At 64.0% G+C, this 22,894-nt stretch carries 18 protein-coding genes and 2 pseudogenes; 7 read left to right on the top strand and 13 right to left on the bottom strand.

Translation table 11 applies throughout. The annotated features are described in order from the left end of the window. Positions 1-175 precede the first annotated feature (175 nt). Positions 176-2,971 carry a bifunctional [glutamate--ammonia ligase]-adenylyl-L-tyrosine phosphorylase/[glutamate--ammonia-ligase] adenylyltransferase gene (glnE, locus tag AC5P9C_RS18225; protein WP_343541982.1) on the top strand — a complete coding sequence of 932 codons (2,796 nt, stop codon included), beginning with the start codon at positions 176-178 and terminating at the stop codon, positions 2,969-2,971. A gap of 98 nt (positions 2,972-3,069) precedes the next feature. Here the strand turns inward: glnE and AC5P9C_RS18220 are convergent, their stop codons facing one another. The 5 genes from AC5P9C_RS18220 to AC5P9C_RS18200 all read right to left on the bottom strand — a co-directional run bounded on the left by AC5P9C_RS18220 (position 3,070) and on the right by AC5P9C_RS18200 (position 6,877). Beyond that, positions 3,070-3,630, bottom strand: a complete 561-nt coding sequence (locus tag AC5P9C_RS18220; protein ID WP_057494557.1) for a queuosine precursor transporter — start codon at positions 3,628-3,630, stop codon at positions 3,070-3,072. A gap of 75 nt (positions 3,631-3,705) precedes the next feature. Beyond that, positions 3,706-4,221, bottom strand: coding sequence for a hypothetical protein (locus AC5P9C_RS18215; protein ID WP_053462000.1), 516 nt, complete (start codon positions 4,219-4,221; stop codon positions 3,706-3,708). A gap of 31 nt (positions 4,222-4,252) precedes the next feature. Next, entirely contained in the window at positions 4,253-4,756 is a 504-nt protein-coding gene (locus AC5P9C_RS18210; RefSeq protein WP_343541984.1) for a hypothetical protein, read from the bottom strand. A 19-nt stretch (positions 4,757-4,775) separates the two neighbouring features. After that, positions 4,776-5,627, bottom strand: a complete 852-nt coding sequence (locus AC5P9C_RS18205) for a DUF2145 domain-containing protein (RefSeq protein ID WP_343541985.1) — start codon at positions 5,625-5,627, stop codon at positions 4,776-4,778. 290 nt (positions 5,628-5,917) lie between these two features. Further along, on the bottom strand, positions 5,918-6,877 hold the full coding sequence (locus AC5P9C_RS18200; RefSeq protein WP_343541986.1) for a mitochondrial fission ELM1 family protein: 960 nt from the start codon (positions 6,875-6,877) through the stop codon (positions 5,918-5,920). Positions 6,878-7,003: 126 nt separating this feature from the next. Here AC5P9C_RS18200 and AC5P9C_RS18195 point away from each other — a divergent pair, with 126 nt between their 5' ends. Together AC5P9C_RS18195 and AC5P9C_RS18190 are read left to right on the top strand one after the other, a co-directional pair. Further along, entirely contained in the window at positions 7,004-7,594 is a 591-nt protein-coding gene (locus AC5P9C_RS18195; RefSeq protein ID WP_064237526.1) for a malonic semialdehyde reductase, read from the top strand. A gap of 86 nt (positions 7,595-7,680) precedes the next feature. Continuing rightward, positions 7,681-8,388 carry a YceI family protein gene (locus tag AC5P9C_RS18190; RefSeq protein ID WP_005415047.1) on the top strand — a complete coding sequence of 236 codons (708 nt, stop codon included), beginning with the start codon at positions 7,681-7,683 and terminating at the stop codon, positions 8,386-8,388. Positions 8,389-8,571: 183 nt separating this feature from the next. On the opposite strand, the gene AC5P9C_RS18185 is transcribed toward AC5P9C_RS18190, so the two are convergent. Next, positions 8,572-8,973, bottom strand: coding sequence for a hypothetical protein (locus AC5P9C_RS18185; RefSeq protein ID WP_343541990.1), 402 nt, complete (start codon positions 8,971-8,973; stop codon positions 8,572-8,574). Positions 8,974-9,180: 207 nt separating this feature from the next. Between AC5P9C_RS18185 and AC5P9C_RS18180 the strand changes: the two genes are divergently transcribed. Then, positions 9,181-10,002 (top strand): hypothetical protein, encoded by an 822-nt coding sequence (locus tag AC5P9C_RS18180; RefSeq protein WP_343541992.1) that lies wholly within the window; start codon positions 9,181-9,183, stop codon positions 10,000-10,002. 73 nt (positions 10,003-10,075) lie between these two features. Here AC5P9C_RS18180 and AC5P9C_RS18175 read toward each other — a convergent pair whose 3' ends face one another. Continuing rightward, positions 10,076-10,873, bottom strand: coding sequence for a siderophore-interacting protein (locus AC5P9C_RS18175; RefSeq protein WP_206632666.1), 798 nt, complete (start codon positions 10,871-10,873; stop codon positions 10,076-10,078). A gap of 58 nt (positions 10,874-10,931) precedes the next feature. Continuing rightward, a complete protein-coding gene (locus AC5P9C_RS18170) occupies positions 10,932-11,492 on the bottom strand; it encodes a PadR family transcriptional regulator (RefSeq protein WP_049468662.1) in 561 nt (186 codons plus the stop codon). Positions 11,493-11,980: 488 nt separating this feature from the next. Between AC5P9C_RS18170 and aceE the strand changes: the two genes are divergently transcribed. Further along, on the top strand, positions 11,981-14,668 hold the full coding sequence (gene aceE / locus AC5P9C_RS18165) for a pyruvate dehydrogenase (acetyl-transferring), homodimeric type (protein ID WP_012478970.1): 2,688 nt from the start codon (positions 11,981-11,983) through the stop codon (positions 14,666-14,668). Positions 14,669-14,767: 99 nt separating this feature from the next. Next, on the top strand, positions 14,768-15,826 hold the full coding sequence (locus AC5P9C_RS18160) for a DNA cytosine methyltransferase (RefSeq protein ID WP_414615216.1): 1,059 nt from the start codon (positions 14,768-14,770) through the stop codon (positions 15,824-15,826). Here AC5P9C_RS18160 and AC5P9C_RS18155 read toward each other — a convergent pair. From AC5P9C_RS18155 to AC5P9C_RS18145, 3 genes and pseudogenes are all read right to left on the bottom strand, one after another. Further along, positions 15,795-16,997, bottom strand: a complete 1,203-nt coding sequence (locus AC5P9C_RS18155) for a PP_RS20740 family protein (protein ID WP_262088296.1) — start codon at positions 16,995-16,997, stop codon at positions 15,795-15,797. The two genes, AC5P9C_RS18160 and AC5P9C_RS18155, sit on opposite strands and share 32 nt — an antisense overlap. Further along, positions 16,997-18,883, bottom strand: a complete 1,887-nt coding sequence (locus AC5P9C_RS18150) for an ATP-binding protein (RefSeq protein ID WP_262088295.1) — start codon at positions 18,881-18,883, stop codon at positions 16,997-16,999. The genes AC5P9C_RS18155 and AC5P9C_RS18150 overlap by 1 nt, the downstream gene beginning before the upstream one ends. 559 nt (positions 18,884-19,442) lie before the next feature. After that, positions 19,443-20,337 (bottom strand): annotated as a pseudogene (locus AC5P9C_RS18145) (IS3 family transposase); the annotation flags it as partial. A gap of 103 nt (positions 20,338-20,440) precedes the next feature. Between AC5P9C_RS18145 and AC5P9C_RS18140 the strand changes: the two are divergent. Next, positions 20,441-21,517, top strand: a pseudogene (locus AC5P9C_RS18140) (IS3 family transposase). A 125-nt stretch (positions 21,518-21,642) separates the two neighbouring features. Here AC5P9C_RS18140 and AC5P9C_RS18135 read toward each other — a convergent pair. Both AC5P9C_RS18135 and AC5P9C_RS18130 read right to left on the bottom strand, forming a co-directional pair. Continuing rightward, positions 21,643-21,867, bottom strand: a complete 225-nt coding sequence (locus AC5P9C_RS18135) for a hypothetical protein (RefSeq protein WP_262088294.1) — start codon at positions 21,865-21,867, stop codon at positions 21,643-21,645. 228 nt (positions 21,868-22,095) lie between these two features. Continuing rightward, on the bottom strand, positions 22,096-22,464 hold the full coding sequence (locus AC5P9C_RS18130; RefSeq protein WP_414615215.1) for a hypothetical protein: 369 nt from the start codon (positions 22,462-22,464) through the stop codon (positions 22,096-22,098). Positions 22,465-22,894 lie beyond the last annotated feature (430 nt).

Genomic DNA, 22,894 nt, shown 5'->3' with positions numbered 1-22,894 from the left:
CTGCCGGCCAGCGGCCGGCACTACCAGGTCATCGGATCTGCCGGCCAGCGGCCGGCACTACCAGGTCATCGGATCTGCCGGCCAGCGGCCGGCACTACCAGGTCATCGGATCTGCCGGCCAGCGGCCGGCACTACCGGGTCAGTCGCGTCCCGACCGGGTCGATACAATCCGCCCATGACTCTTGCTCCCGCAGACCTGCCCGCCGCCCTGCAGCCCCTTGTCGACCGCGCCCTGGCGCGCCTGGCGCAGGTCCTGCCCGGGCCCATCCCCACGGAATGGCTGCCGTTGCTGACCCGGCTGGCGGTAGCCAGCGACTTCGCACTGGACACCCTGGTGCGGCAACCGGCGCTGCTGGCGCAGCTGGCCGCGCCCGGCTGCCCGCCGATCCCGGCCCCGATACTCGACCCACTGCAACCCAGCGACTGGCCCGCACAGCTGCGGCGCTGGCGCACCGCCATGTCCACGCGACTGATCTGGCGTGACCTGGCCGGGCTGGACGACGTGGCGCAGACCCTGGCCGGCGCCACCACCCAGGCCGAGCATTGCCTGCGGCTGGCGCTGGATGCCCTGCAGCAGGAATTCGCACAGCGCCACGGCGTGGTCCGCGATGGCGACGGTGCCGCGCAGCAGCTGGTGGTGTTCGGCCTCGGCAAGCTGGGCGGCGGCGAGCTCAACTTCAGTTCCGACATCGATCTGGTCTACGCCTATCCGCACGGCGGCGAATCCGACGGTCCGCGCGCGCTGGCCGCCGAAGAGTATTTCGCCCGCCTCGGCCAGCGCCTGGCCAAGCTGCTGGACGAAACCACCGTCGATGGCTTCAGCCACCGCGTCGACCTGCGCCTGCGCCCGTTCGGCAGCGCCGGTCGCGTGGCGCTGTCGTTCGCGGCGATGGACCAGTACTTCCAGCGCGAAGGCCGCGACTGGGAACGCTATGCGTGGCTGAAGGCACGCGCGGTCGCCGGCGATATCCAGGCGGGTGAGGCGTGGCTGCAGACCCTGCGCCCGTTCGTGTACCGCCGCTACCTGGATTTCACCGCGCTCGACGGCCTGCGTGAGATGAAGGCGGCAATCACCGCCGAAGTCGCGCGCCGCGAGCTGCACGAAGACATCAAGCGCGGCGCCGGTGGCATCCGCGAAATCGAGTTCCTGTGCCAGGCGCTGCAGCTGATCCGCGGTGGCCGTGAGCCGGCGCTGCGCGAGCGCCGCCTGCTGGTGGCGCTGGACGCGCTGGTGGCCGGCGGGCAGATCGCGCCCGAGGATGGCAGCGCGCTGCGCGAGGCCTACCTGTTCCTGCGCCGCCTGGAGAACCGCCTGCAGATGCTGCGCGACGCACAGACCCACGTGCTGCCCAGCGACGCGCTGGACCGCGCGCGCATCGCCGTCGGCCTCGGCTACCCGGACTGGGACGTGCTGCGCGCGGCATTGGCTGTGCAGCAGCAGCGGGTCAGTACCGAATTCGCCGCGCTGCTGGCGCCGCGCAAGGGCCAGGCCGCGCCCGACGCGCTGGCCAACTACTGGCGCAGCCTGCCCGAAGGCAGCAACGCACCGCTGCTGGCCGAGGCGGGTTTCCTCGACGCCAATGGTGCCGACCAGTCGCTGCGCGATTTCGCCCAGGGCACCGGCGTGAAGTCCTTGTCCGACGCCGCGCGTGCACGGCTGGATCGCGTACTGCCGGCGCTGCTGCATGCGGCCACGCGTTCGCCGCAACCCGACGCCGCGCTCAAGCGCGTGCTTGGCCTGCTGCAGGCCGTGCTGCGCCGGACCAGCTATCTGGCGCTGCTGGACGAACAGCCCAGCGCGCTGGCGCGTCTGGTCGACGTGCTGGCGCGCAGCGCGCTGCTGGCCGAGCGCCTGGCTGCGTATCCGCTGCTGCTGGACGAACTGCTGGATGTGCGCGTGTCCGGTCCGATGCCCGATGCCGCCGGCATGCTGGCCGAATGCCAGCAGGTGCTGGCGGTCGAAGATCCCGAATCGGCACTGCGCTGGCTCAACGAGACGCGGCTGGCGCTCAGTTTCCGCATGGCGATGGCCACGCTGGACGGTCGCCAGGGCGCGGTGGACAGCACGCGGCAACTGGCCGAACTGGCACAGGCGGTGGTGGTCACCGTGCTGGCGATGGCCGAGGCGGACATGCGCGCCGCGCACGGCGCGATTCCCGGTGGCCGCTTCGCGATCATCGGCTACGGCAGCCTCGGTGGCCTCGAACTGGGCTTCGGTTCCGACCTGGACCTGGTGTTCCTGCATGACCACCCGGCCGGCGTGGATGCCAGCGACGGTGCGCGTCCGCTGGAGCCGGGGCGCTGGTATGCGCGGCTCGCGCAGAAGGTGATGGCGCTGCTCGGTGCGGTCACCGCCGCCGGCCGCCTGTACGACATCGATGTGCGCCTGCGCCCCGACGGCGGCAAGGGGTCGCTGGTGTCTTCGTTGGCCAGCTACACCGAGTACCAGCGCGAGCGTGCGTGGACCTGGGAACACCAGGCGCTGGTGCGTGCGCGGGGCGTGGCCGGCGATGCCAGCCTGCTGGCCGACTTCGAACAGGTGCGTGCACAGACGCTGGGGCGCGAGCGCGACATGGCCACGCTGTATGCCGACGTGCTGAAGATGCGCGGCCGCATGCGCACCGAACTGGACCGCAGCGACGCCGCGCGGCTGGACCTGAAGCAGGGTGCCGGTGGCGTGGTGGACCTGGAATTCCTGCTGCAGACCGGGGTACTCGCGCGCAGCGCGCAGGTGCCGGCGCTGCTGCAGCCGCGCGACACGCCGTCGTTGATCGATGCGCTGGCGGTCGCCGGTTTCCTGCCCGATGCCACCGCGCAGGCACTGCATGGTGCGCACGCCACGCTGTTGGACGTGGGCCTGGCCTGCACGCTGGACCGCCGCCCGCGACTGGCCCCGACCACGCCGGCGATTGAAGAGGCGTGTGCAGCGATTACGGCGGCGTGCAGAGCGGCAGAGCTGCCGTTCGCCTGAGTGCCGGATGGCGGAGGACTACAGTTGGTAGATGCCAACCTTGGTTGGCATGAATGCAAAGCGCCAACCAAGGTTGGCACCTGCCAGGGCAATGGCGGTCAGCCAGCCGCGCGCAGCGGCGCCATTTTCCACAACAACGCGCGGAACGGGGCCAGCAGGCAGACGCCGATCGCCAGCTTCACTGCCAGGTCGCCAGCGGCCCAGCTCACCCACGGCAAGGTGGAACCGGCAAACGCGATCGACCAGAAAATGGTGGTGTCCACTGTCGCGCTGCAGGTGGTGGCCACCATCGGTGCGCGCCACCAGCTGCCGCGGCGCAGGCGGTCGAACACGGTGATGTCCAGCAGCTGGGCCACGATGAAGGCCGAGCACGAGGCAATGGCGATGCGCGGGGTGGCCACCCAGATCGACAGCAGCACCGCCACCGCGAAGCCGATCCACGCCACCCGGCGCGCCGGGCCCGGGCCGAAGCGACGGTTGATCAGGTTGCTGACCAGGAACGCGACCGGATAGCTGAAGGCGCCCCAGGTCAGCCAGTCGTTGATCGGGTACTGCACCAGTACGTTGGACAGCAGCACCACCGCACCCATGGCCAGTACCGCCAGCACCAGGGCGCGCGGGGTCAGCGGGGCAAACAGAGGGGCAGGACGCACGGACATGGCGAGCCAGGGGGACAAAGGGGATTGCCCATTATCCGCCCGGCCTGCGGCAAAGCCAAAACCGGTCGTTCAGCTTTACAGCGCTTCACTCATCACATCACCGGCGGCATAGGCCGTCGGCACATAGGCCAGGGTCTGGCCCTGCGCGCTCTTCACGTTCCAGCCGGCACCGGCCTCGGTGGGGTCGAAATGCACCCGTTGCCCGACCACGAAGGCCGCCGCCGGGTTCTCGCCCTGCGGCTGCACCGGCCAGCGCAGGGTGGCGGTGTGGTCGGCCTTGTCCGGTACCTGCAACTGCACCTGGCGCTCGCCCGTGGGCGTGGTCTCCACCTTCTTCACTTCCATCGGCGGCAGCGGCACCGCCTTGGTGCGGGTCGCCCTGGCGTTGCGCTCGCTGGCCTTGAACGGTGCCTTGGACAGTTCGGACAGGCCCATCGACGCCGCCAGCGGCAGCGACAGCACCACGAACGAGGTCACGATCACGCTGGCCTCGCTGCTGTTCAACTGCGGCGCGGCGCCGGCATGGACGGTGGGGACCAGCAACGCCGAGAGCAGCAATGCAGTGGTGGGAACGCGCAGGCAACGGAGCATGGAGACCTCCTGGTCAGCGTGGGGCGGCGGCTCAGCGCCGGTTGTCAAAGATGTCGCGCGGGCCGGTGGCCTCGGGCAGGTATTCCAGCGGGCGGCCCTGGTTGTCCTTCAGCTGCCAGCCCTGGTCGCTGCCGGTCGGCTCGAAGTTCACGGTCTGGCCCACGGTGAACTGCACAGCAGGATCGCCGATGCCGCGCGGGTACTGCATCGATGCCGTGTTCTGCGGGTCGTTGGCATCACGCAGCAGCACTTCGCGGCGGCCGTCGACGGTGGTGGCGATGGCGCTCACCTCCATCTGCGGCAGCTTGATCTGCTGCGGGCGGGCCAGCGGCCGGCCGGCGTCGGCCGCATCCTGGGCTTCCTTCGCGGCGGCGGCGCGGGCCGAGGCCACCATCTGCGTGGACATTTCCAGGCTCGGTCCCTGCGGGCCCGGGTCATGGATGATCACGATGCGGCGTTCGGCGTGGGCGGCCGTGGACCAGGCCAGGCCGGTGACGATCACCGTCGACAGTACAGAGGCAAGCAGCGGACGCATGTCGTTCTCCTCGGGGAAATCAGGGGGCGGCGGCGGTGGCACCGGCCACCGGCACATGGGGGATCACCAGTTCCTGCTGCAGCTGGCTGCGCTGGTGCAGGAAGTCGAACACCGATTCCACCGTCACCACCGAATAGTTGCCAGAGATGCGTTCGCCGGCCGGATGGTCGGTGGTGGTGGCGTTGGCCACGAACAGGCGCGCACCCACGCGCTTGCCGAGGCCGATGTGCAGCACGCTGGGCTGGTATTTCTGCTGGCGCAGCCAGTGCTGCGCCTGTTCGCGCTTGACGATGGCCGGCGTGCCTTCGGCCTGCGCCATCGCCGCCGCCAGCACTTCCAGCACCCACTGGTTGGAGTTCTGGTAGTCGGTGGCGAACGGGTAGGCAACCACGTTGTACTTCGTTTCGTGCAGCGCCTTGGGCTGGATCGAGGGCGACACCAGCATCGCGCGCAGGGCCGCACGCAACGGCGCCGACGGTACGCCAATGCGCAGGTCGGTATGGCCGCCACTCTCGCCGACAAAGTTGCCCAGGCCCTCGTGGTACAGCTGCGAGCTGTCGGTCTTGCAGCGGTTGAGCAGGTGCATCGCACGCCAGCGGCCGTCGTCCTCGCGCAGCAGGAAGGCCAGGTGGCTGTGGCGCAGGCCGTAGCGGCTCAGGTCCTGGCCACCGCGCGCGGCGACCACGACGTCCACGTCGGGCAGCGCGTCCAGCCGTTCGGCGGTGGTCCAGGCTACGTCCAGCATCGCCGCCTGCGAGGCCACGCTGGGGGAGCGCTCGCGGCAGGCGGTGCTGTTGGCCCAGGCTGGTGCGGCCAGCAGCAGGCTGGCGATCAGCAGCGCGGCGCTGGGCAGGCGGGAAAAACGATCCATGTCGATACCTTCAACGGCGGGCAGGCCCGCGAGCCGATCATACGCTGCTCAGCGCAACGGGCGATCCACGCCCTTGCGCCGCGCGATCGGGTCGTGCCGGGCGCTGGCCGGCAACGGCAGGGTTTGGCCATGCGTGCGGCGTTGCCGGCCAGCGGCCGGCACTACCGTGATGCCAGGTACGGCGTTGCCGGCCAGCGGCCGGCACTACCGTGATGCCAGGTACGGCGTTGCCGGCCAGCGGCCGGCACTACCGTGATGCCAGGTACAGCGTTGCCGGCCAGCGGCCGGCACTACCCCAATGCCAGGCGCTGCTTCACTTCTGCCGCCACCCGCGCGGTTTCGCGCAGCGGTTCGATGCGGTCGTACTGCCAGTCCAGCCAATGCGGCTGCAATCGCCCACGCGCGCGCAACTGCTGCTGGAAGCGCGCCAGGCGGCCCTGCGCGGTACTGGCCAGCGCCACCATCACCGGCATGCGCGTGGCGCACGCCTCCGAGAGCAGGTTCACCGAATCGGGCGAGACCACCACGCGGTTGGCCCAGCCGAGCAGGCCGCCATAGGGATTGGTGCCGTCGCCGCCATCGCCCCAGATCACGTGCGGCAGGTCGGCGAATTTCGCGCGCAGGACCTCGGCCAGGGCCGGCGGCGTACGACGCGAGGTCGTTGCCAGCAGGCTGCCGCCTTCGCTGCGGATCTGCTCGGCCAGCGCCTGGAACACGCCGACCATCGCGGTCTCGTCCCACGGCGCCAGCGGCGTCGGCCCGCCGACCAGCAGCGCAGTGCGCGGGCCGGGCAGGGTACTGAAGCCGGCGAACGCGGCGCGGCCCCAGGCCAGCCAGTCATCGTCCACCGGGTTGAGGCTGCCGAGCAGGGTCAGCACGTTGCTGCTGCGCAGGGCATCGTGTTCGGGCACCACCACCACGTCCCAATGGCGGGCGCTGATGCGCGGGTCGAGGATCTGCACCACCTGGCTGCCGCGTGCACGCAGCACGCGCAGCGCGCCAGCGGCCTGGCGCCCGCAGCCGATGGCCAGCGCCGGCGCCTCGTTGGCCAGTGACGCAAAGGCCTCGCCGTAGCCGTTGACATCGCCGGGCAGGCGCCGCGGCGACAGCCAGCGCCAGGGCGCGCGCGGTTGCAGGAGCAGCGGTCGGTGGGTGCCCTGGCGCAGTGCCGAGGCCAGCGCGACCGCCTGGCGGACATTGCCCGCGCGGCCGTCAGTGACCGTCCACGGCGCGCTCGATCGTTTCACCATTGGCATTAATTCGTTTCAGCCCTGCTGGGTGTTGCAACAGTCGCGACACTCTACACTGCGGCTCGTCGTTTCGCCCCGCGCCGCCCGCGGGCACTGACTTCCCTTCGCCGCCCTGGAGATCCACCGATGTCCCACGCGCTCGACGCCGCCGCCCTCGACCAGCTGTTCCGCACGGCCCGCACCCAGAACGCCTTCCTCGACAAGCCGGTCCCCGAGAGCCTGCTGAAGGAACTGTACGACCTGGTGAAGTGGGGCCCCACCGCGGCCAACACCACGCCGGCCCGCTTCGTCTTCGTCACCTCGAAGGAGGCCAAGGACAAGCTGGCCCCGGCGCTGTCCGAAGGCAACCTGGCCAAGACCATGGCCGCGCCGGTCACCGTCATCATCGGTTTCGACCTGGACTTCCACGAGAAGCTGCCGTACCTGTTCCCGCACACCGATGCCAAGGCCTGGTTCGACGGCCCGCAGCAAGGCCGCCACGAAGCGGCCATCCGCAACGGCAGCCTGCAGGGCGCCTATCTGATCCTGGCCGCGCGCGCGCTGGGCCTGGATGCCGGCCCGATGTCCGGCTTCGACCCGGCCAAGGTCGACGAAGCGTTCTTCGCCGGCACCTCCATCAAGTCGAATTTCCTGGTCAACCTGGGTTACGGTGACCCGGCGGGCCTGTTCCCGCGCCTGCCGCGCCTGTCGTTCGACGAAGCGGCGCGCATCGCGTAAGACGCTGTATCGGTTTCGGGCCCGCCGTCGTGCGGCGGGCTCTTGCTGCACCGTGTACCCACCCTACGATCCGGAGAGTTCCTCAGATGAGCGCCACCCGTAAACTGCTGCTGCCGCTGGCCCTGACCCTGGCCATCGCCGCCTGCTCCAAGCCGGCCGACACCGCTGCCCCGGCGGCCGATGCCGCCGCCCCGGCCACCACCGAGCAGGCCGCCACCCCGGCGGCTGATGCCGCTGCTGCCGCGCCGGCCGCCGAAGCGATCAAGATCGCCTCGGGCACCTACAAGCTGGACCCGAGCCACACCGACGTGCTGGCGCAGTGGAGCCACTTCGGCTTCTCCAACCCGAGCGCGCACTTCGGCAACGTCGAAGGCACCCTGGTGTACAACGCCGAAGACGTGACCAAGTCCACCGTGGAAGTGAAGCTGCCGCTGAGCGGCCTGAACAGCTTCACCGCCAAGTTCGACGAGCACCTGAAGAGCGCCGACTTCTTCGACGCCGCCAAGTTCGCCGATGCCACCTTCAAGAGCACCAAGGTGGAAGCGGCCGGCACCAACAAGCTGACCGTCACCGGCGACCTGACCATCAAGGGCATCACCAAGCCGGTCACCCTGGACGTCACCGTCAACGGCGGCGGCGAGCACCCGATGGCCAAGGTTCCGGCCGCCGGCTTCGATGCCACCACCACCCTGAAGCGCAGCGATTTCGGCGTCGGCGCCTACGCCCCGAACGTCAGCGATGAAGTGAAGATCCGCATCACCACCGAAGCCACCGGCGAAAAGCCGGCCGCTTGATGCACCCCGCTCACTCGTCGTGAGAAGGCAGAAGGCCCGCTGAAAAGCGGGCCTTCTTTTTTGGGGTGCGGGTAGAGCCGGCCGTTGGCCGGCTGCTTGCGAGCTGCCCGATGATGAGAGGTTACCGGCCAGCGGCCGGCACTACCCTGTCGGTGGGGGCGGCCACCTCCGAAGCAGGACTGCTCAGCGCAATGTGCCCAACCATGCCACGCACGCTTCGCTCGGGCTCTGCTTGGCCTTCACCGCCAGCCCGCTGGCCCGTGCGAACGTCTGCGCGGCCTGCGCCACCACCTGGCGCGCGATCAGCGCCGCCTGCTTGGTGGCCGCCTGTTGCTTGCGCAGTTGCACGATGTGCACCGACGGCCGGCCTACCGGCGCGTACTTCTGGTCACGGCGCAGCACGTCGGCCACCTGGGCCACTTCGAATTCGGCCTGCAGGTAGCGGTGCTGCGCCGCCACCAGCTCGCGCAGCGGCGCGCGCAGTGCAGCGCTGTCGGCGAACGCGGCCAGCGCCGCATCGCAGGCGGCGTCATCGGCAAAGCGGGTACGCAGCGCATCCACGCTGGCCAGGGTCAGTTTGGCCATGGGGGCCTCGTTGCTGCAGGAAAGGAGCGCGATTGTCGCACTGCCAGCTCGGTAGTGCCGGCCGCTGGCCGGCAATTGCATGGGAGTGTGCGGACCAACGGTCCGCACCCACCAGTCGATGGCGGTCCGCACCCACCGACGGCGGCGCAGCCGAGCATGGGCTCGGCTCTACAATGCCCCGCTGTATCACCCATGGAAGGAAGACCCATGCAGGACGCGCAGTACTGGTTGAACGAGTTCTGGTCGGGCCTGAGCGTGCTCGATCTGCTGGGCGGCAGCGTGCTCGGTACGCTGCTTGGCCTGGTGCTGGGCATCCTCGGCTGGCGCTGGCTGCACCGCCGGGGTTGGTTGCAGCGGCGCAAGCGCTGGCATCACTGGCTGCTGGCCAGCTACGTGGTGCTGCTGCCGCTGGCCACGGCCTTCTTCGGCCTGCAGCTGGGCTTCACCGCCGGTGCGCACCGCGCGCTGTTCAAGCAGCTTGATCATTTCCAGCCGCACCTGCAGACCCTGGTGGAAGGCTGGAGCGAAGGCTTCACCGACTCGCTGGACGACCCGCGCATGCGCGAGGCATTGCGCAGCCAGGGCACGGTGGGCGATGTGGCCGACACCATCGCCTCGGCCTACCTCAGCGAACATCCGTTGCCCGGCCTGGACCGTCTTGGCAACGGCCCGTTGGCGCGCGGTACCGGCTGGGTGATCGGCAAGGTGCGCGAAGGCCTGCTGCGCGGCATGGTGGAAGACACGCTGGTGTACAAGGCCGGCACCCTCGGCCTGGAACCCAAGGTGGTGCGCGAGGCGCTGACCATGCATGTGGATGAGCTGCTGCACACCCGTGGCGTGCTGCGGCTGGTGAAGGCGCAGATCAACGGCATGATGCCCGGCGTGTACTTCGGGCTGCTGTTGCCGCTGCTGGTCGTCGCACTGCTGGTGGCGCTGGAGATCTGGGCCGCGCAGCGGTTCGGGTGGACGCGGCAGATGGTAGTGCCGGCCGCTGGCCGGCAACTGCAGGTTCTTGCCGAGGGTTCATGAGGTTGCCGGCCAGCGGCCGGCACTACCCTTCGGAGGGCGTGCGGACCAACGGTCCGCACCTACCGTCCTTTGGTCAATCGCCGTCGGCTTCGTCCGGGTGGGCCTTCCAGTAGCCGGTCGAGCGGATCCAGTCGCGCGGCACGCCCAGGTGGCCTTCGATGAACTTGCGCATCATCCGTGCGCGGCGCGATTCGGTGGCGATCCAGTAGAAGACATCACCGTCCGGGGCCTCGAAGTCGGTCAGCATGTCTTCCAGCAGCGTGCTGCTGGCCGCCGGGAAGCCGTTGCGCTCCAGCCAGTGGATGCGCACGTTCTCGTACTGCGGCAGGTCCTGGCGCTCGGCCTCGTCGCGCACTTCGATGAAGGCCTGCACTTCGGCACCGTCCGGCAGCACGTCCAGCCAGCGGGCGATGGCCGGCAGTGCGGTCTCGTCGCCGATCAGCACGTAGGCGTCGTAGGTGTCGGCCACCACGAACGAGCCGCGCGGGCCGCCGATCACCAGCGTGTCGCCCGGCTGCGCGCGCTCGGCCCACGGCCCGGCGACGCCCTGGTCGTGCAGCACGAAGTCGATGGCCAGCTCGCCGGTCTCGTGGTCCCACCAGCGCGGGGTGTAGTCGCGCGACGGCGAGGGCGACTTGCCGTCCGGGTAACTGCGGCCTTCGGCGGTCAGCACCGGCAGCACCATCTCGCCGCTGGCATTGGGGAAGAACAGCTTGATGTGGTCGTCGGCGCCGGGCGAATCGAAGCCGGCCAGGTCGTCGCCGCCCAGCACCACGCGGCGCATGTGCGGGGTGACTTCTTCGGTGCGCAGCACGGTCAGTTCACGGAAGCGCACATCCAGGCGCAGGCGCGTGTTGTTGTGTTCGGTCATGGGGATACCTGTAAAGGAGTCGCGCGGGGCGCGCGGCATGGGGGAGACCTGGCTGGATTCAGTCTGGCTGGGTCGTTGAAAGGGGGGATGCCTCGCTACCGGCGGTACCGTTCAGCAGGGCGGACGCCCGGCTCAGCAGCGCCGCCACCTCGTCCGCCTCGCCCTCGGCCCAACGGCCGTGGTGATGCACCAGCGCCCGCTTGAACTCGCGCAGGGCAGTGGCCAGCGGCGGCGGCAGCGACGCCTTGGTGATCTCGCGGGCACGATCAAAGGCACGTCGCTGCGCCAGGCGTACCTGGGTTCGCTGCACCTTCAGCTCGAACTCGCCGGCGGCGGTGATGCGGAAGATCCGCCGGCCGTCCACTTCCTCGGCCTCGATCCAGCCGGCCTGCTCGAAGCTGGCCAGCAGCGGGTACATGGTGCCGGCGCTGGGCGTATAGGCCTGCATGAACTGGTTGCTGATCAGCTGCATCAGCTCGTAGCCATGGCGTGGCTGCTCGCCGATCAGGGCCAGCACCAGCAGGCGCAGGTCGCCCCGGCTGAGCACCCGTGGCTGGCCGTTGCGGCGCGGCACATCCGGATCGGTGGAACGGGCTCTGGGAGAAGACGTACGGCTCATTTCGATATATCGGTAAACGAGTGTGCAAACGATATATCGATAGCGTGAGCCCGGCAATCATCGATCCGGCCACAAGCGCGTCTGTTTTGGGCCACGGCCCGCCCGCGCACCGCTCCAGGCGACGCGGCGGTCGCCCGCGGCAATCCATGGGGGCGACACGTTGTCGCCGGTCAAGCGCCCGCGCCCGCGGTCGATACCGCAGGGTGCGCGGGCGCCGCACAACCGTCATCGGCCGCAGTAACACTGCGTCCTGCACATGGTGGCTCCGGGCCCAGCGCGACAGCCGGGCACCGGCTCCAAGGTGCCGCAGTACCCGGAAGCAAGGGCCTGTCCTGCCGCCGGACAGGCCGGGACAGGCCTTGCGGACACTGGCCGCATGCGTCCATACGCCAGCGTAGCCAAGTGACGAAAGCCCTTGGTGCGCTACACTTTGCGGTCTAGAAATCTATACAACAGTCGCGCGCGTGCGTGCGGTAATGGGAGCGCTAATGAACTGGTTGAACGAGGTGCTGAACAACGACCCGAATCCTGTGGAAACCCAGGAGTGGATCGAGTCGTTGAAGGCCGTTATTGATGTCGAGGGCTCCGAGCGCGCGCATCAGCTGCTGGAAGGCATGGTGGAACTGACCCGTCGTTCGGGCGCCTACCTGCCGTTCTCTCCCACCACCGAATACGTCAACACCATCGAACCGCAGTTCGAGGCCAAGAGCCCGGGCAACGCCGAGCTGGAATGGCGCATCCGTTCGATCATCCGCTGGAACGCGATGGCCACCGTGGTGCGCGCCAACCGCAAGCCGGGTGACCTGGGCGGCCACATCGCCTCGTTCGCCTCCGGCGCCACCCTGTACGACGTGGGCTTCAACCACTTCTGGCGCGCCCCGAGCGAAAACCACCCGGGCGACCTGCTGTTCATCCAGGGCCACAGCGCCCCGGGCATCTACGCGCGTTCCTTCCTGGAAGGCCGCATCAGCGAAGAGCAGCTGGACAAGTTCCGCATGGAAGTGGACGGCGGTGGCCTGTCCTCGTACCCGCACCCGTGGCTGATGCCGGACTACTGGCAGACCCCGACCGTGTCGATGGGCCTGGGCCCGCTGGCCGCCATCTACCAGGCGCAGTTCATGCGCTACCTGGAAAACCGTGGCCTGATCGAGAAGTCCGACCGCAAGGTGTGGTGCTTCATCGGCGACGGCGAGAGCGACGAGCCGGAAACCCTGGGTGCCATCGCCCTGGCCGGCCGTGAAGGCCTGGACAACCTGATCTTCGTGGTGAACTGCAACCTGCAGCGCCTGGACGGCCCGGTGCGCGGCAACGGCAAGATCATCCAGGAACTGGAAGGCGTGTTCCGTGGCGGCGGCTGGAACGTGATCAAGCTGCTGTGGGGCGGTTACTGGGATGCCCTGCTGGCCAAGGACACCAACGGCGTCCTGAAGAAGCTGATGATGGAAACCGTCGACGGCGAGTACCAGAACTGCAAGGCCTTCGGCGGCGCGTACACCCGCGAGCATTTCTTCGGCAAGTACCCGGAAACCGCCGCGATGGTCGCCGGCCTTTCCGACGACGACATCTGGCGCCTGAACCGTGGTGGCCACGACCCGCACAAGGTGTACGCCGCCTACCACCAGGCCGTGAACACCAAGGGCATGCCGACCGTCATCCTGGCCAAGACCGTGAAGGGTTACGGCATGGGCAGCGCCGGTGAGGCACTGAACCCGACCCACCAGACCAAGAAGCTGGACGACGAAGCGGTGCGCCACTTCCGCGACCGCTTCAACATTCCGGTGACCGACGCGCAGCTGGCCGACGGCCAGGTGCCGTTCTACCACCCGGGCCCGGATTCGCCGGAAGTGCAGTACCTGCAGGAACGCCGTGCCGCGCTGGGTGGTTACCTGCCGCAGCGCCGCCGCAAGGCTGACAAGACCTTCGTGGCACCGAAGCTGGAAGCCTACGAGCGCCTGCTGAAGAGCAGCGGCGAGCGCAGCTACTCCACCACCATGGCCTTCGTGCAGAGCCTGAACATCACCCTGCGTGACAAGGAACTGGGCCCGCACATCGTGCCGATCGTGGCCGACGAAGCCCGTACCTTCGGCATGGAAGGCCTGTTCCGCCAGATCGGCATCTACGCGCCGTTCGGCCAGAAGTACAAGCCGGTCGACGCCGACCAGCTGATGTTCTACCGCGAAGACCAGAGCGGCCAGGTGCTGCAGCAGGGCATCAGCGAGCCGGGCGCGATCAGCTCGTGGATGGCGGCCGGTACCAGCTACTCGGTCAGCAACGTGCCGATGCTGCCGTTCTACATCTACTACAGCATGTTCGGCTTCCAGCGCGTGGGCGACATCGCCTGGCAGGCCGCCGACATGCGTACCCGCGGCTTCCTGCTGGGTGGCACCGCCGGCCGCACCACGCTGAACGGTGAAGGCCTGCAGCACGAAGATGGCTTCAGCCATCTGGTGGCCGGTGGCATCCCGAACGTGCGCAGCTACGACCCGACCTTCGGCTTCGAAGTGACGGTGATCCTGCAGCACGGCACCAAGCGCATGATGGAAGACCAGGTGGACGAGTATTACTACGTCACCCTGATGAACGAGAACTACACCCACCCGGAAATGCCGGAAGGCGCGGCCGAAGGCATCGTCAAGGGCATGTACCTGCTGACCGACGCCGGCAAGCCGAAGAAGGGCGAGCTGCGCGTGCAGCTGCTGGGTTCGGGCACCATCCTGCGCGAAGCCATTGCCGCGGCCGAGCTGCTGGACAAGGACTTCGGCGTGACCGCCGACATCTGGAGCTGCCCGAGCTTCAACGAACTGCGTCGCGATGGTTTCGACGTGGAACGTGCCAACCGCCTGCATCCGGAAGGTGAGCAGCGCAAGGCCTACGTGACCGAGCTGCTGGAAGGGCGCCAGGGCCCGGCGATTGCCGCCACCGACTATGTGCGTGCGTATGCGGACCAGATCCGTGCGTTCGTGCCGATGTCGTACACCGTGCTGGGTACGGATGGGTTTGGTCGTTCGGATACCCGTGCGAACCTGCGCCGGTTCTTCGAGGTTGACCGGTACTACATCGCGCATGCCGCGATTGCGGCGCTGGCGAAGGAAGGGAAGATGACCGCGAAGGATGTGGCCCGGGCGATCAAGCAGTACAAGATTGATCCTGAGAAGGCTAATCCTGTTGGGGTTTGATTGAACGCTGGACATTAGGTGAAAGAACGGGCGGCCATGTGTCGCCCGTTTTTTGCAGCTATCCCCAGAACTATTCGCCCTTCAAGTAGATATTCAAGCATGACAAAAGCTCGGAACAACATCGATTCCTCCAAGCGGGCTAGCGACAGCGCGCAGAAAAGTATGCCGGTTGTGTTGAGTCTCTTTTCGGGCGCGGGCGGACTCGATCTCGGATTTCAGAATGCCGGTTTCGATGTGAAGCTAGCGATCGATAGTGAGCCTGCTGCGATTGCTACCCACTGCGCCAATTTTCCCAATGCCACAGCGGTCGCGGCGGATCTTGTAAAGTTGGGATCGAAGGGCGTGCTTGCCCTGCTCAAAGAAACAGTTCCGGCTGGACGGCATATTGGGGTGATTGGGGGGCCGCCTTGTCAGGGGTTCTCGAGAGCCAATACTAGGACAAAGAAGGCCGATCCTAGAAATAGATTGCCCTCTTTGTACGTAAGAATAATAAAGGAACTTCAATCGGAATACGAAGTCGACTTCTTTATATTCGAAAATGTGCTTGGAATTAGGGATTCCCCGCACGTGCGAAGATACAGAAGGCTGCTTTCGGCGCTCAGGCATCTTGGCTTTGATGTGAACGAGCAAGAATACTGTGCTCTGGATTTCGGCGTTCCACAGAACCGTCGTCGCATCATTGTCTCCGGGGTTGCCGAGGGAAGAACTAGATCGGAATTCAAACCAATCTCCGTCCTAGGGAAGCGCACGGTTCGGGATGGCATTGGCGATATTTCGATAGAGCCGGTTTTCTTCAAGAGAGGGGCTTCTGCAGAATGCTCAGAGGTTCACCCCAATCATTGGACGATGACTCCAGTCTCTGAGAAATTTAAGAATCCAGATCAGCTATCTGCCGACCGACGAAGCTTCAAAAGGCTTCGCTGGGATTTCCCAAGCCCCACTGTTGCATATGGAAATAGAGAGATTCACGTTCATCCTTCCGGAAATCGCAGGCTGTCGATCTATGAGGCCATGCGGCTTCAGGGATTTCCCGACACCTTTGTGATCAAGGGAAACCTTTCTGCACAAGTGAAGCAGGTTTCAAACGCAGTGCCCCCGCCTATGGCGGAGGCGCTGGGTAGGGCTATCAAGCTATCGCTTGAAGGGGTTGCGGACTGATTTTATTCTGTTCGGCCCAGTCTCGATAATCATTCTCGGCATATCGGGCTTGGGCCAACAATCGAGCGGACTTTTCCATCATTGTTGTGTTGAGCTCTGGGTCGTCATGAAGTTGCTGATCAAGATCGATGATCTGCCTGGCGGCCTCCAGGACCCCCAAGCCAAGCTCCACCTCGCAAAGAGGAGGGGCTTGGTCCGCTTCTGAAAAGATTCCGTCCCTGTCATTCACAGGTTGCTGATTAGAGTCGCATCGGAAGGCCAGTGAAACCATATTTGGAACTGTCCCGCTACGATAGTAATAGGCGCTTAACAGCTTCAGTGATCGTTGGGGAGGCTCGCCGACTAGCATGCGCAGAAGCCACTTTGAAAAGCCGAGGGTAAAAACACGCAGTAGATCACTGCCATCAGCAGCCCATGCTTCTTCCAATTTCTCGGAAAGGTCATCAGATGATGTCGCTAGTGATTCTGCCAGCAAGCTTCTGAATTCATCGCTTGCATCTATGTTGGCTCGAATTGCGTTGTCAAATCCAAGTTTGACTTGTTCCGCGACCAACTGCGGCTCGACCTTAGTTGTTATGAATAGTAGCCACGGCTGATTGGACTGAAGTTGGTGAGCGAGTATTGAGCGCATCGCACCAAGAGCCCCGCCTTCAATGTCGCCGTGACTTAGCGATCTGCAGAAGTCAAGGTTTATTGCATGGCAATGACCGATCTCATTCAATCGTCGTCTGCTCGGGCTATTAGGGTTTGATAGAGTTTCAAGTCGATCCTCCTCGATATGCGAAAAATCATCTACTAGGCCGCTTGATCGAACCTCAGCTCGAGAAATATTCATCTCTCTCTGGCTTTGACTTCCTCGCGCAACCGAATTGAAACCGAGGTAGCGGAGCTTGCCTCGCGCGCGCTGCATTACGCCTACCAATGCGCGGATATCAAGGAGATCATCCCCAGGAAGAGTGAGGTAGTTGAACGTCTTTCCGTTTCCGATGGTAATCTCTCTCGCAAGCTGGGCAACTTCACGGCACCATTGGTGAATTCGGATGTACTGCTTTCTCGGCAGATGCCACTGCGAAAAATCCTTCTTTACGTTGGAATCAATTGGTGCCGGCTCACGATGGAAGAGTGCCGCATCCTCGTCATTGAGATCGTCCAGAGATTGGAGTCCATTCATCACTTGGCCTCCTCATAGAAGATTTCCATGATGGAATCAATGAGTGAGGATTGGCGCGAATAGTCCATTGTTTCAAGAATTCCGTATGCATCTAACACTACTGCCAAAGCCCGAGCGCGAGCCATTCTCGAATCGAGCTCTTTTCGTCCGCCCTTTTCAAGTGAAGGGATTTCCTCTAGAACTACGGCTAGTAGTCCTTCGCTCCTTAAGCGTGAAGCATCAGCAGTGGATGCAACTGTTGCCTCTGGGGGGAATGAGTCGCTTGAGCCGCGGAGCTTCAGCCACTTGTCTTCTGCCAGCCTTTCTAGCTTGGACGCTGTCGCCGCCCTCTGTTCCGTTCGGATTCTCTCGCGAATTTCATCGCCAATACCCTTGTGAGTATTGGCCAATTGCCGAAGAGCGCGGTGGGTCCACTGGGTTAGAATCTGATAATGCGGATGACCAAAATTAAACGACTCCCGATCAATATTAAGGGCCGCATCCATGCCCTGCTCAACAAACACCTCTGAAGTGATCTGCCGAAGCCTGGTCTGCTCTGATACTTGATACTTCATGAATGTATCGTCAAATAGTGCGCCGCTGGCTCCGTTAACTCTAACTATAATTCCGTTATTTTCTTTAGGGACTATCTTCTGATTCCAGAAGAGGTACGCTTCGAACTCAAGGTCCCCGCCCTTGAAGGCCGCCGGTATTTTTGAAAGATCAGGCCTGTAGGAGCCAACAAAAAGCATGGGACGTTGTTCTCTGTTTCCTCGTGCAAACTTCCTAAACGTAATGGGTCGCTTGAGTTCAACTTCATCGATGTAAACGTTGAACGCACCTGCTGGATCGCTGGATCCCTCCTTCAGGTTCAGGGCATCGCGCACGGTCTGCCCACTTTTCAGCTCGACACGATCTGACTTTCCCCTTCGATTGTTGACGATCTTGAAGACGTCAACTTCATCCTCAGATGTAATATCGAATGGGTGCTTCTCCACGTATGGAAGTGGCGCAGATACGCTCAAGGCCCAGAGAGTGCCGAGATAACCATCCAGGACGGTCTCTAAGTCTGGGCGCTCCTTTGTAGTATTGGCCAAGTCCACAACGCGGTTAAATAGCTTTTCAAATTTCTCCGTGGGCGAGTCAGACTGGAGCCAGGGTAGCGATGGTTCGACTTCGTACTCAGCATCGGTAGTTGACCCGATGCGCATGAAGCCGGAATGAAAATTTGGGGCTGAGAGTTTGGTCTGGGGTGACGCCTGGGCATTCTCCTCCGAAAGAATCTCTTCCCAACGATCCTTGCTTCTTAGAATATCTCTTACTCGCGTGGAAACATCCAGAAGTATGATCTCAGTTCCATGTGCTTCTGAGTCGTCCGCGTCTATTTGGGTGACTCGGACGGTGCCGCTTTCAAACAGGACGTTCGCTTGTTCTTGGCTTTCTTCGCTGTACTTTCTCAGCTGGATGTCAGCAACCAATCGGAACGGTGAGCCCTTCTTCTTGGTTATTATTTGAAACTGAGACGTGAGCTGGCTTACTGAGAAAAGCCCGATGCCAATTTTCCCAATAAGTCTTCGCCCCTTTGGCGACAAGTTCGAATCTTTCTCGTCAGTTGTGCCAACAGATTGGCCTTCTGCCGTACGCTTAGAGCTTCCCCCGATGTGATGAATGAGTCGCGACAACGCCACCTCATCCATTCCATTTCCATTGTCGCTTATGCGGATTGTGGAAAATCTAGGGGCGTCCGTGTCAATGAAGACAGAAGTGGCATCCGCATCATACGCGTTGGATATCAACTCACGCAGTGCTGCAGATGGTAGCCGGTAAATTCCATCTGTTACTCGTGCAAGCACTCGTTCGTCCGTCTGAAGCCTTGTGACAGCTGCTTCGCCTGTCTTATGGCTCAAACGTATGCTATCGACGAAATCTATTTCTTTGGGTATCGCAGTTGGCATCCGTGTCGCCCCTTGTGATCGCTCTACTAGCTACTTGCCTTTGATGGCTCAATGCCATGGGGAGGAGACTATCATCTGGCGAGGGGGCCTAGCTAGACTGCAGAGGGAATAGATAGTCGTGGATGTGTCGATATCTCGTCGGAAGAAAGCGTCAATTTTTCGACTCGACACCGGCCAATGCTGGTTGCAGTTTCTCCAGCTGGGACGGCGATCTTAGTTAACTTGGATGTGTCGCCCTACGACACTGCCAGATTCCCTTATTTGTCACTTAAAAGGCACAGTGAAATTGTAGTGCTTTCAGTTTCCAACGTGGTGGCAGGGATACCGCAATTTTCGGTTCTCCATTGCCGACGGAAGCTCTGGTTCGGTCTCCTCCCTAGTTCCCGCGACGCACGGCGTAGAATGGGTGAATGTGAATTAATATCTGACGCAGAGACAAAGCGATAGGGTCGACTACTACCTAGCGAAGTGTGCTGAAGAGTTTGATCTGCCCCTGCGTTAGGGCCGGGGTCTACTTCGTAGAGTCCGTGGCTGCGAGCTTATCGCCCGGGTTCGTGGTTGCAAGGGTTCCATGCTCGCGGAGCAAGGCGACGAACTCGGCGGGGGCGCTCTTGCCTAGCGAGCTGTGCGGGCGTGCTTCGTCGTAATCGCGTCGCCAAGCAGAGATCGTCGCCTTGGCATGCTCCAGTGAGGTGAACCAGTTTTCGTTGAGGCATTCGTCGCGGAACTTGCCGTTGAAGCTCTCGATGCAGGCGTTCTGGGTGGGTCTGCCTGGCTGGATCAGCAGCAGCTTCACGCCGTTGGCGACGGCCCACTGGTCGAGGGCTCGTCCGGTGAACTCCGGCCCCTGATCGTTCCGGATCATGGCCGGATAACCGCGGAAGCGGCACACCGTTTCCAGGATGTCGGCCATGCGCTGCCCGTTGATGCGGCGGGCGACCGCGATCTCCACGGCCTCCTTGGTGCAGTCGTCGACCACAGTCAGGCACTTGATCGGCCTGCCGTTGGCCAGGGCGTCGAACACGAAGTCCATCGACCAGGTGTGGTTCGGACCGGAAGGGACCTGCAACGGGCAGCGTCCGACCGCGACGCGCTCGCGCTTGCGCCGTTTGCGCACGGCCAAGACAGCTTCGCCATACAGCCGATGGACCCGTTTGTGGTTGGCCACGAAGCCCTGGCGCTCGACCAGGATGTGCAGCTGCCGGTAGCCGAACCGCCGACGCTTGTCGGCCAGTTCGACCAGGCGCTGCTGCAGCTCGTCATCCTTCCGCTGGGACTGGTAGTGCAGCACGCTGCACGCTGCGCGACAGGCCCAGCAGGCGGCAGGTCCGGCGCTCGGAGAGTTGGGTATTTGCCCGCACGGCCACCACGGCGTTGCGCCGTGCCTGCGCGCTCAGAATTTTCCCCGCGCCACCGACGTCCCCCCGAGATTGAGTAGCGCGACGGTTTGGGGTCCAATTCTCAACGACAGGGAGATTGGACGTGAAGAAGCGCTTTTCCGAAGAATAGATCATCGGCTTCCTGCGCGAGGCCGAGGCGGGCATGCCGATCAAGGACCTATGCCGCCAGCATGGCTTCAGTGAGGCCTCGTACTACCTGTGGCGCAGCAAGTTCGGTGGCATGAGCCTGCCCGACGTCAATCGGCTCAAGGACCTGGAGGCCGAGAACACGCGCCTGAAGAAGTTGCTGGCCGAGCAGGTGTTCGAGAACGACGTCATCAAGGATGCATTGCGAAAAAAGTGGTGACCGCACTGGCGCGCAGGTTGCTGGTGCGGAGCATGGTCGAGAAGGGGCTGAGCGAGCGGCGCGCGTTGGTGGTTGCACGCATGAGCGCCAGCGCGCTGCGTTACGAGCCCAGACCGGACCACAACATTGAATTGCGTGAGCAGATCGCTGTGCTTGCACACCGGCATCGACGTTACGGCGTAGGCATGATCCATCTGAAGTTGCGACAGAACGGGCTTGTCGTAAACTACAAGCGTGTGGTGCCTGTATTAGGAAGTGGGCCTGCAGGTGCGTCGCAGGAAGCGCAAAGAGATGCCTGTCGGTGAGCGTCAGCCCTTGCTGCGCCCGACCGCCGCCAATCAGGTGTGGTCGATGGATTTCGTGTTCGACAGCACCGCGGTAGGTCGAGTAATCAAGTGCCTGACTATCGTTGACGACGCCGCCCGTGAGGCCGTGGCCATTGAGGTGGAACGGGCCATTTCCGGGCAGGGTGTTGCCAAGGCGCTGGACAGATTGGCCATTCAACGCGGTTTGCCGCAAGTGATCAGGACGGACAACCGGAGAAGTTTTTGCGGCAAAGCGATGGTGGCGTGGGTTCACATGAAATGAATTGCCCTGCGCCTGATCGAGCCGGGCAAGCCGAACCAAAACGCTTACGTTGAGTCCTTCAACGGGCGGCTACGCGATGAATGTCTGAACGAGCATTGGTTCTCGACGTTGCTCCATGCCAGGACCAGCATCGAAAGCTGACGGCGTGACTACAACGAAGGAAGGCCAAATCGAGCACTTGGCGGGCTGACGCCCGCACAGTACTCCGCGCATTTGGCTGGCAAGAGGGATAGCATCAGCACCGGACTTTAAACCCGACCACTACTCAGGACGGGGGGAGGTCGGACAGCCATCAGGGTGATATCAGCCTAGTGGCACACGCTGCGCGTCATCCTGGATGCCAGTAGCGGTCTTGCCTCTGCACCAATCGATACGCACTACGGCTCCGGCACAATCCGCCTACTCCAATGCGACAGCAGCGGCACAACGCACAGAACATCAATCTCCCTGTCCGCATACAGCACAATCACAAGCTGCTCCAATGAGTTATCCACCAGCATCACGGGTACGCTGTCACAGCTGACCTCGAAGTATCGGTCTCCCGCGTACCGCGCGTGCTGTGCCAGGCCCTCGCGCACCAGTCGAACGGCTTCCTCGCGCATTACGGAAAATTCAGCGTCGGACACCTTCGGAAACGTCCGCAGTTCCGGACGGCCTTGGGTATATGCCGGCTGGCGATCGCCGAAGGCAGCGCCGCCGGCAGCACGGCGCCATAGATCAGAAGCTTCATTCGACGCTCTGCAAACAGGGAACGGACTCGAAGGCGAGCGGTCAGCCGATGGCGTGCGGGGGGCCGGCAGTCACGCGACAGACGGCCAGGTCCAACCGGGCTACTCCTGCACGTGCAACCGCTCACTCACCTGAGCAGTCAACGCCACGCACGCCATCTTCAACCCTTCCATCACCCGGTCCCCCAGGTACTCCTCGGGCGAACCATTCTGCCTAGTCCGCTCCGCAGCCAGCATCAGCTCTGCCACCACACGCAGCCCCGCCAACGCGCAATCCGCATCCGCCAGCTGAAGACAGCGCCCAGGCAGTTGATGCCGTTCCGGCCAAGGCTGGCCATCCGCAGCTGCACCAGATCCGATGCGGCGCAGCGTGGCGACGAAGGCGTTGGGATCGTGCGAGGGGTAGCGGTCGGCTTCGGCCTCAACCGGATCGTACTGCGCGTGCAGGGAACGGAAGTCCGATGTGTTCATGGCAATGCTCCGTACAGGACAGATAGCAACGCCACCGATAGAGGCGGCGGACGGTGCGTGTCTCGAAAACCGGTGAATACCCAATCCGGCGGGTCCGAGGACCCCCACGCACCGCCCGCCATGGATCGCGAACGGATTGCCAGCCGGCGCCATCCGAAGATGACGCCGACTGGCAAGCGCAAAGCACTGGGTATTCAGACGGGTTTTCGAGTCCTGCGCCACCTAGTGCGAGGTGGCACGCCAAGGTGTACTCGCATGGCTGCGAGATGCCAAGAAACCGTAGGCCGCAGAGGCCGCAAATGCTGACGCTTACGGCATTGTTGCATGGCGCGCGCGTGGCAGAACCCTTGCGGTGCAGTGGTTTCGGCCGGTGTTAAGTTACCGCCCGAAGGCGCATTAAAAAGCACGGTTTGCAGCTGTTCGGGGTCCC

Source organism: Stenotrophomonas sp. YJH_SMC_10 (genome assembly GCF_059371555.1).
This window is presented reverse-complemented; position numbering and strand designations above follow the sequence as displayed.

Excerpts from the sequence above, each read along its gene's own strand:
- AC5P9C_RS18135 (WP_262088294.1), bottom strand. The coding sequence starts at position 21,867 with ATGCGCGAGGAAGCCGTTCGACTGGTGCGCGAGGGCCTGGCACAGCAC.
- AC5P9C_RS18185 (WP_343541990.1), bottom strand. The coding sequence starts at position 8,973 with ATGGCCAAACTGACCCTGGCCAGCGTGGATGCGCTGCGTACCCGCTTT.
- AC5P9C_RS18195 (WP_064237526.1), top strand. The coding sequence starts at position 7,004 with ATGTCCCACGCGCTCGACGCCGCCGCCCTCGACCAGCTGTTCCGCACG.
- AC5P9C_RS18180 (WP_343541992.1), top strand. The coding sequence starts at position 9,181 with ATGCAGGACGCGCAGTACTGGTTGAACGAGTTCTGGTCGGGCCTGAGC.
- AC5P9C_RS18160 (WP_414615216.1), top strand. The coding sequence starts at position 14,768 with ATGACAAAAGCTCGGAACAACATCGATTCCTCCAAGCGGGCTAGCGAC.
- AC5P9C_RS18210 (WP_343541984.1), bottom strand. The coding sequence starts at position 4,756 with ATGCGTCCGCTGCTTGCCTCTGTACTGTCGACGGTGATCGTCACCGGC.
- AC5P9C_RS18220 (WP_057494557.1), bottom strand. The coding sequence starts at position 3,630 with ATGTCCGTGCGTCCTGCCCCTCTGTTTGCCCCGCTGACCCCGCGCGCC.
- AC5P9C_RS18130 (WP_414615215.1), bottom strand. The coding sequence starts at position 22,464 with ATGAACACATCGGACTTCCGTTCCCTGCACGCGCAGTACGATCCGGTT.
- aceE (WP_012478970.1), top strand. The coding sequence starts at position 11,981 with ATGAACTGGTTGAACGAGGTGCTGAACAACGACCCGAATCCTGTGGAA.
- AC5P9C_RS18215 (WP_053462000.1), bottom strand. The coding sequence starts at position 4,221 with ATGCTCCGTTGCCTGCGCGTTCCCACCACTGCATTGCTGCTCTCGGCG.
- AC5P9C_RS18175 (WP_206632666.1), bottom strand. The coding sequence starts at position 10,873 with ATGACCGAACACAACAACACGCGCCTGCGCCTGGATGTGCGCTTCCGT.
- AC5P9C_RS18170 (WP_049468662.1), bottom strand. The coding sequence starts at position 11,492 with ATGAGCCGTACGTCTTCTCCCAGAGCCCGTTCCACCGATCCGGATGTG.
- AC5P9C_RS18200 (WP_343541986.1), bottom strand. The coding sequence starts at position 6,877 with ATGGTGAAACGATCGAGCGCGCCGTGGACGGTCACTGACGGCCGCGCG.
- AC5P9C_RS18155 (WP_262088296.1), bottom strand. The coding sequence starts at position 16,997 with ATGAATGGACTCCAATCTCTGGACGATCTCAATGACGAGGATGCGGCA.
- glnE (WP_343541982.1), top strand. The coding sequence starts at position 176 with ATGACTCTTGCTCCCGCAGACCTGCCCGCCGCCCTGCAGCCCCTTGTC.
- AC5P9C_RS18205 (WP_343541985.1), bottom strand. The coding sequence starts at position 5,627 with ATGGATCGTTTTTCCCGCCTGCCCAGCGCCGCGCTGCTGATCGCCAGC.
- AC5P9C_RS18190 (WP_005415047.1), top strand. The coding sequence starts at position 7,681 with ATGAGCGCCACCCGTAAACTGCTGCTGCCGCTGGCCCTGACCCTGGCC.